Consider the following 3281-nt stretch of genomic DNA (forward strand, 5'->3'; position numbering starts at 1 on the left):
TGCATGGCGCAGCTGTGCCGCAGCACATGCGGGGTCACGTGCTTGTCGGCAATCGAAGGGGTCGCGCGTTCTGCCACGGCAACATGTTGGCGGAGCCGGTAGGCGAAACCGTCTCGTGTCATCGGGCCGCCATCGCGGTTCAGGAACAGTTCCGGCCCGACATCGTTGGGACGGACGGCCAGCCAAGCCCGAATGGCAGCTTGCGTCTCCTTCCAGAGCGGCAGCACCCGCTCCCGACGGCCCTTCCCAAGCACCCGGATGTTTGCGAACGAGCCCCGCGGGAAATCGTCCATCCGAACCGCGAGAAGTTCAGACGCCCGCAAACCTGCTGCATAGGCCAGATGAAGCATCGCCCGATCACGCAGCCCAGCCGGCGCTCTGCCGTCTGGGGCCGCAAGCAAGGCGCGTACCTCGTCCTTCGTCAGGTAGTCGATCAGCTTTACATCTGTCCGTTTGACGGGCAGTGCCCTGACCATCATCGCCTGTTCGAGGCAGGCTGGACGCCTTGGTTCAAGGAAGCGGAAAAACGCCTTGATCGCTGCCAGCCGGGCATTGCGGGATCGCACGGTATTGGCTCGACCCTCTTCGATGTGCTCGAGAAAGGCCCTGATCAGACTGACGTCGAGATCCTCGATCGCAAGGTCAGAAGGCTGTCGTTTAAGGCGTGTGGCCGCAAACCGCAGCAAGAGTGTGAACGCGTGGGCATAGGCGGCGATGGTATGTTGGCTGGCGCCACGCTCATCGGGCAGATGCTTCTGCAGGAAAGCCGACAGGTCCGGCGCGAGCGGGGTCATGCTGCACCCCCGGTCCACGTCTCTTCCGCCCTTGCCGCGATCATTTGCAACAAGACGGGGGTGGCTTCGAGATACCAATAGGTATTGGCGATATCGACATGGCCGAGATAGGTGCTAAGGGCCCTCATGTGCCGCAGGATCGACTGCAGATCGTTCCCGCAGGTCTCCAGGGACCGAACCGCGAAGGTATGGCGCAAATCGTGTAGCCGGGGGCCGCGACCAGTCGGATTGCGGTATCCGAGCTTGCGCACGATCCGTACAAAGACCACGTGTGCTCTCGTCGCTGTCGGTGCGTGACCATGCCCGAGCACGAAAAGGTCATGACCGGCATCACGGACGACGCGCCGCTGATCGAGATAGCGCTCCAACGCTGCACGGGTCGACGCGTGAAGAGGGACGAGGCGGCTCTTGCCAAATTTGCCCTTGCGGATCATGAGGCCATCTTCCGTCAGGTCGTCGCTACGCAGGGACAATGCTTCCGAGATGCGCAGACCTGTCGAGGCCAGCAATCCGAACAGCGTGTGATAGGTCTGCGGGCTGATCGGGGTCAGGCCCGGAACCAGTAGTGCCTCCGCAAGAATGCTGCTGATCTGGTCTTGCGAAAGGAGATGGGGCGCAGGCCGGCGGCGCCTTGACCGGCCAAACAATCCTGCCACTGGAACTTCGTGTTGAGTGTCCTCTGCATGCAGAAACATCGCGAAGGCGCGTGCCTGATCATATCGGTCTTGCGCTGAATTGGGCGTGGTCGCGCTGCCCGCCCACTCGAGGATTAGTGCCGCGGTTACGTGCGGATCGGTCCGGTCAGCAGCAAATGCGGCGAACTCGCGCAGGGACTTCTCATGTTTGGCAAACCCCTTTCCGAGGGCGCGATGCAAGTTGATGTAGCGGTCGACATGGCCATGCATCATGCTGCGTACCCCGGCCAAGGCTGGGCCACGGCCCTCAGCATATCGACATCGACCTTGGCGTAGATTGCGGTTGTGTCGCGTGAAGCGTGGCGCAGCGCGGCCCCAATCTGATCCAGTTCCGCCCCACCGCGCAGCCATGTCGAAGCCAGCGAATGCCGAAACACATGTGCGCCGGTCGGCAGGCCGACGAAGCCGCCGCGGGAAAGGACTCGAGAGACGATACCGGCGATCTCGGCCGATGAGCGAAATGGGGTGAAAGGGGCTTGGACGCGCAAGAAGACCCCATCGGATGCAACCACCGGGCGTGCGTCTTCGACATAGGCGAGCAGCGCATCACCGACGTCTTGCGGCAAAGGCATAAACACCCCACGTCGGCTTTTGCCGTACAATCGCAACCTGCTCGCGCGCCAGTCGATGTCGCGGAGGCGGAGTTGCCAGATATCGCCAGCCCGCAGGGCCATCCGCGCGAGAAGCAGGATGATGGCGCGGTCCCGCACCTCAACCGCTGTGCCTGTGCCGCAGGACGCGACGATCTCTTCGATGGTCGAAGCCGGGATCGTCCTTGGGACGGTCGAAAGCCTGCGTCGCACCCCTGACGGCACCGCAAGAAGCAGCGACGGAGCACACAACCCCTCGCCGATCATGAAACGCAAGAATGTGCGCAAGACTGTTATTGTCATGCGGACTGACGATCGGGAGCGGTCATCGCCTTGATCCAAAACGATCGAGCGGACGGCCGCAGCGGTGATCCCCTGCGGTTCCGATCCAAGCTTCATCAGCCAGCGGCCCAACTCATGCTGATAGCGCCTGATCGTCTCGGACGTGGCGCCGCGCTCCCGGCGCAGCCAAGTGGCAAAATCGGCGACGCCTGGATCGGCCGGTGGTTCCGTGGACACGGCCACTGGGATTACCCCCTCCTCTCTGAGGAAAGACACGAAGGCGCGGGCACCACGGCGGCGATCCTCATTACCGGTGCCCTCGACCCGCTTGCCACGTTTGGTCTTGATCCCGCACTGGCAGTCGTGATGGGCAAACTGCTCGATCACGTCGACATCGATTTGGCTGGCCGGAATACGTCGCTGAAGAGCCCATTCCGCAAAATGCCGCGCCTGACTCATGCGGGAGTTGTAGGTGACCTTGCCGTAGCCTTGGCCAGCAAGCCACGCGGAAAAGCCGGCCAAATGTCGGCCAAGCCGGGCAACCTCGTCTGGAATGGCCACATGGCCGGTGTCCTCCAGATAGCGAAGAAACCTCCGGACCTCGGTGATGTAAGCGGGGTCCCGCAACTGCGCGGCGCCATAGCGGCCGCACAGGCAGCGGTGTCGCGCAAAACGACTGATTGCCGCAGTATCAAGATCCCTGATCGCGATATGCCGGTCGGCGACCCACTTCAGGAAATGCCGGGCGGCGCTGAGCGCGCCAGCAGACAAGTTGGGATTATCCGCAAGATAACCGGAAACAAGTGCTTGGTCGCTGACAGCCCCGGCGGCTGCCGCGCTGCCGGGGTGGGAGTTGGAGGGGGATGTCATGTCGGGGTGTCCTTCTGCGGTTGAGAGCAGAGGCATCATGATTATGCCAA

3 protein-coding genes are annotated in these 3281 nt (G+C 62.5%); all 3 read right to left on the reverse strand.

Going from position 1 to position 3281, the window contains the following annotated elements; genetic code table 11:
- Positions 1 to 794: tyrosine-type recombinase/integrase (locus Q0330_RS10790; RefSeq protein ID WP_299478620.1), on the reverse strand; the 794-nt coding region annotated here is incomplete at its 3' end.
- Entirely contained in the window at positions 791 to 1702 is a 912-nt protein-coding gene (locus Q0330_RS10795) for a tyrosine-type recombinase/integrase (protein WP_299478622.1), read from the reverse strand. The genes Q0330_RS10795 and Q0330_RS10790, both read right to left, overlap by 4 nt.
- On the reverse strand, positions 1699 to 3281 hold a 1583-nt coding region (locus tag Q0330_RS10800), incomplete at its 5' end, for a tyrosine-type recombinase/integrase (RefSeq protein WP_366518328.1). The genes Q0330_RS10800 and Q0330_RS10795, both read right to left, overlap by 4 nt.

Source organism: uncultured Paracoccus sp., from assembly GCF_937873615.1.
In the GTDB taxonomy this organism is placed as follows: domain Bacteria; phylum Pseudomonadota; class Alphaproteobacteria; order Rhodobacterales; family Rhodobacteraceae; genus Paracoccus.